This is a genomic window from Actinomycetota bacterium, assembly GCA_041658565.1.
Lineage (GTDB): Bacteria > Actinomycetota > AC-67 > AC-67 > AC-67 > JBAZZY01.
On sequence record JBAZZY010000056.1, the window covers coordinates 1 to 4498 of the forward strand.

5 protein-coding genes and 1 tRNA gene are annotated in these 4498 nt (G+C 66.6%); all 6 read left to right on the forward strand.

The window, feature by feature from the left end:
- A partial coding sequence (locus WDA27_14680) for a DUF3566 domain-containing protein (GenBank protein ID MFA5892170.1) occupies nucleotides 1-462 on the forward strand: 462 nt, incomplete at its 5' end.
- A gap of 37 nt (nucleotides 463-499) precedes the next feature.
- A tRNA-Ile gene (locus WDA27_14685) sits at nucleotides 500-576 on the forward strand.
- A 241-nt stretch (nucleotides 577-817) separates the two neighbouring features.
- Nucleotides 818-1765, forward strand: coding sequence for a type IV toxin-antitoxin system AbiEi family antitoxin domain-containing protein (locus WDA27_14690; protein ID MFA5892171.1), 948 nt, complete (start codon nucleotides 818-820; stop codon nucleotides 1763-1765).
- A gap of 108 nt (nucleotides 1766-1873) precedes the next feature.
- Nucleotides 1874-3556, forward strand: a complete 1683-nt coding sequence (locus tag WDA27_14695) for a hypothetical protein (GenBank protein ID MFA5892172.1) — start codon at nucleotides 1874-1876, stop codon at nucleotides 3554-3556.
- A 31-nt stretch (nucleotides 3557-3587) separates the two neighbouring features.
- Entirely contained in the window at nucleotides 3588-3971 is a 384-nt protein-coding gene (locus WDA27_14700) for a nucleotidyltransferase domain-containing protein (GenBank protein ID MFA5892173.1), read from the forward strand.
- On the forward strand, nucleotides 3971-4399 hold the full coding sequence (locus WDA27_14705; protein MFA5892174.1) for a DUF86 domain-containing protein: 429 nt from the start codon (nucleotides 3971-3973) through the stop codon (nucleotides 4397-4399). The genes WDA27_14700 and WDA27_14705 overlap by 1 nt, the downstream gene beginning before the upstream one ends.
- Nucleotides 4400-4498 lie beyond the last annotated feature (99 nt).

Genomic DNA, 4498 nt, shown 5'->3' on the forward strand with positions numbered 1-4498 from the left:
TGGGACCGCGCGCCGGCGCCGCCTGCAGCGCCTGCGCCGGCCACGCCGCCGGCTCGTTCTGGGCAAACGGCGTCGCCCGCGCAGGCGCGCGGCCAGACTCCCGCGGTGACGGTTCGCCGGTTGCGCCGAGGACGTCTGGCGATTCGCAAGATCGACCCGTGGGCCGTGTTCAAGTTCTCACTGGTGTTTTACTTCTGCATGCTGATTATCTTGATGCTCGCCACAGGGGTGATCTTCACCGCGCTGAAGGGTTTTGGCGTTATCGGCAACATCGAGCAACTGATGCAGGACCTCGAGTTCGATGTGACCATCAGCGGCGGACTGATCTTCCGGTGGTTCTTCTTGATCGGGGTGGCCGGCACCATGGTCGCGAGTGCCATCACGACCTTCATGGCCTTCCTCTACAACTTGATTGCCGACGTCGTCGGCGGGATCGAACTGCTCGTCACGGAACGCGAGTAGGAAGGCAAGCCGGGCAAGTGGTAGCCTTGCCCGTCGCGGGCGTGTAGCTCAGGCGGTTAGAGCGCAGCTCTGATAAAGCTGAGGTCGCTGGTTCGAGTCCAGCCACGCCCACCATCATCCCCGCGATCGCCTCCCCGCGATCGCCTCGTTTCCACCGCCGACCGAAGCCCTTCGCGGCGTGCGCCGTTCATTCTGGTGTCGGTTTGGCGACACCGGCGACGTTGAACCCACACCAAAACGGTGATTCGCGCGGGCGCCGGGTGGCCGGCGCCCGCGCGCGGCTCGTTTCACCCGATCGCCGCGCTCCGGACACCGACTGCTGCGTTTTACGCCGCGCCGCGGTATCTGGTGTCGGATGAGCGACAGGCGTGACGCCAAACCGACACCGGAAGCCCCGATCCAACGCCTCGCGAAGATCGCGCGCGCGCAGCACGGCGTCTTCACCCGGGCCCAGGCGCTGGCGTCGGGCTTCAACGCTCGCATGATCGACCGGCGCGTGATGTCGGGGGTGTGGGAGCGCGCGCACCCTGGGGTGTACCGCCTCGGCGGGGCGCCGGTGACGTGGCGGCAGATGCTTCTCGCCACCTGCCTGGCGGCCGGCCCGGAGGCGGTGGCTTCTCTCCGTTCTGCGGCGGTTGTGTGGGGCCTTCCGGGTTTTGCCCCCGGTCGATTCGAGCTGAGCGTGCCTCGCAGTGGGAGGCGCGCGCGCGCGGGATCAGTTCACCACCCGCGCGCGCTGCCGGCAATCGACGTCACCGAAGTCGATGGGATCCCGGTCACGACCCCCGCGCGCACCCTCGTCGACATTGCTGGGATCGTGGCTGCAGACGTAGTTGAGGAAGCCTTGGACGACGCGCTGCGTCGCGGGATCGTGACCATCGCTCAGGTCCGCCGGCGGACTCGGGACCTGGACGCGCGCGGCCGCCCGGGCAGCGGGGTCCTCGCAAAGCTCCTCGATGCGCGCGCCGGTCCGGCCGAAGTGCCCCAGAGCGTTTTCGAGACTCGACTTCTGCGCGCGTTGCGCAAGGCGGGCCTTCCGAAGCCCGCCGTGCAGCACGAGGTTCGGACACCTCGCGGCAGGGCGGTCCTGGACTTCGCCTACCCGGAGCCTCGGGTGGCGATCGAGGCGGATGGATTCCGTTGGCACTCGAGTCGGCAGCAGTGGGACCACGACCGCGCGCGCCGCAACGCGCTCACCGCACTCGGCTGGACGGTGATCCACGTGACCTGGCCGGAGCTGCGTGACCACCCAGGCGAGGTCGTCCGACTAATACATGGGACGATCACCCGCGCGCGCAATTAGCAAGAAGATCCTCCAAACCCTGCGACTCCAGCAGGAGAAGTGGTGCGCGTGCCCGAAATATGACGAGATCGTCGAGGAGCGCTCGACGGCCGACCGCCCGAGGTGAACATGAATCGGTCTCTTGTCCTTGCGAAACGTCTCCGTGCGGCCGCGGCCCTGGCCGTGCTGTCCCTGGCTGTGAGCGGTCTGGCAGGCGCCAACACGACCCCACCGCTCGCCGACAACGACGAGGCGAAGCAGGCGATGGTGGATCTCGAGACCAAGATGAACGACTCGCTGCAGTCGGGTCACGCGGTTCCGGTTTGGTTCGACTCCGATCAAAAGGAGCCGGGCCACGTCGTCGGAGCCGGCGGCTGGGGCGACTCGGGACTCTGGACCGGCGTCTACCTGGGCGGGCAGGCCATGCGCTACTCGGTCGCCAAGAAGCACCTGGAGGCCGCCCCGCAAGACGAGTTTTGGACTGCGCAGCGCGACGAGGCGCTCGAGCGGGTCGAGACGATCCTGGCCGCCGAGCACCGCGACATCAACATCGCCGAGGACTGGACCGGCGAGTTGAAGATCCCGCCGACGGTGAACACGACCAACCCAACCGGCGACAGGCACCAGGCGGACTGGGGCGGCGGTGTGATTCACGGCGAGCGCGGCATGATCATGCGCTCGTGCACGACGACAGACCTGGGCTCGTTGGGGATCAACCCGCCGACGAACGACCCCGAGAACCCGATCAACAACAACAACAACCGGGTCTTCGAGATCACCTGGACTTCCGGCGACGGGGGCACGTATTACTGCGAAGCCTCACCGAGTCGCGACACGTACGCGGGCCTGACCTTCGGGTTGCTCACCGCTTTTGACTTGGTCGGTCCCGATGAGCCCGAGCTGCAGGCGCAGATCGCCGCCGACCTCATGGCGATGGGTGACTTCCTGGTCAAGTACGCGTGGAACTACCCGCGGCCGCATGGGTATGTCAGCGCCGACCACGACTTCGACGGCTTCATCTCGCCGCTGTTCGTCTACGTTCCGATGGCGCGGCTGAACATGGCCAACGCCGCGCGCCACGTAGCCGAAGTTGCCGGCTCGGACACCGACAAGGCGAAGTGGAACGCCGTATGGGCAGAGGAGTTCTCCAACCAAGGGCCCGAACTTGGACCCTCGATGGAGGTTGACTCGGTGCAGCCCAACGACGGTTACTACAAGTTCAACTTGCACCACCTGACCGGCTTCAACTTGCTGCGCACCACAACCGGCGTCGAGCGCGACCTCATCGCGCGCGCGTTTGCGATCATGGACAAGACCACCGGTGACGACATCAACGCGCACTTCGAGGCGATTACCTACAGCGCGACCGGAGAGCAGTCGCGTCTGGACGCCGCGGTCACGCACTTGCGTGAGTGGCTGGACTACCGCGCCAACATCGAGACCGGCGCGCCGGTGAACAACAGCGCGCGCTGCGGTATCGATCTTGAGTGCGTTCCCGAGGACCAGTACGACCTCGATGTGGAGCAGGCCCCCGGTGGTTCGGTCACGTGGTTCCCCGGTGCGCCCGATGCGCCGCCGCTCAGTGAGTCGGCGAAGTTGCGCGCCGCGCGCCCGCTGCCGGTTGCCCAGCGCACGCCGACGGACTTCCTGTGGCAGCGCCCTCCGACCGCGCTCGACGGACAGGAGTGGACGCGCTGGCGCGAGCCGGGGATCGATTACCTCACGCCTTACTGGATGATCCGTTACTTCACCGAGGTCGCGTCGCCGACCGGCGGATCCTTCCCGGAGTGGGCGGGACCGGCGCACCTGTAGACACCCGACGGAGGACTATGATCTGCCCGTCATGGACTTGCGGGTGGACGAGGACGCCCTTCGCGCGCTCGGCGTGGAGTTAGTCGTTCTGTTCGGATCTCACGCGCGCGGCACATCCGGCCCGGAAAGCGACGTCGACGTAGGCGTAGTCACGCAAGGGGAGGTTCCCCCTTTGATGGATGCGCGCAGGGGCCGGATCCAAGACGCACTGGGTTTTGACGGCGAGATCGACCTCGTCTTCTTGGCCGAGGCCGACCCGTTGTTGCTCTTCCAGGTCGCCACCGACGGAAAGCCGCTGTACGAGCGCGCGCCCGGTACGTTCGAGGAGTTCCGAATCCGCGCCGTCAAGCTCTACTACGACACAGCCTGGATCCGTCGCATCGAGGCCGAGGCCCTTCGGCGGCGGTACGCCTGATGGTGCGCGAAGAGATCGTGCGGCGAAAGCTCGCCCATCTGACCGGCTACTTGGATGAGCTGGCCATCTACGCAGACACATCTTTCGACGATTATGTGGGGACGGGCGGGCCTCGGCGTGCCGTCGAGCGACTTATCCAGCTTGTCATCGAGAGCGCCGTGGACATCAACGTGCACATCGCGACCGAGAGCGCGGGATCGCCTCCACCCGACTACCGAAGTTCCTTCGCGGCGGTCGCGCGGTGCGGCGCGATCTCCGGGGAGCTTGCCGAGAGTCTCGCCCCGTCGGCCGGCCTTCGAAACGCGCTCACCCACGACTACGCGACGGTAGACGACGCGCGCGTTCACTCGGCGATGCCGATGGTTCTCGCCGGGTTTCGCGAGTACGCGGCATCCGTTACGCGATGGCTGGCCGCGCAACGGGCCTGACGAGTCTTGCGGCTACCGCGTCAGGACGATTTCGGACTCGGCTACCGCGCGCGCCTCGGAGAGCGTCATCGGCATCGGCTTGTACCGCCATTCCTGATA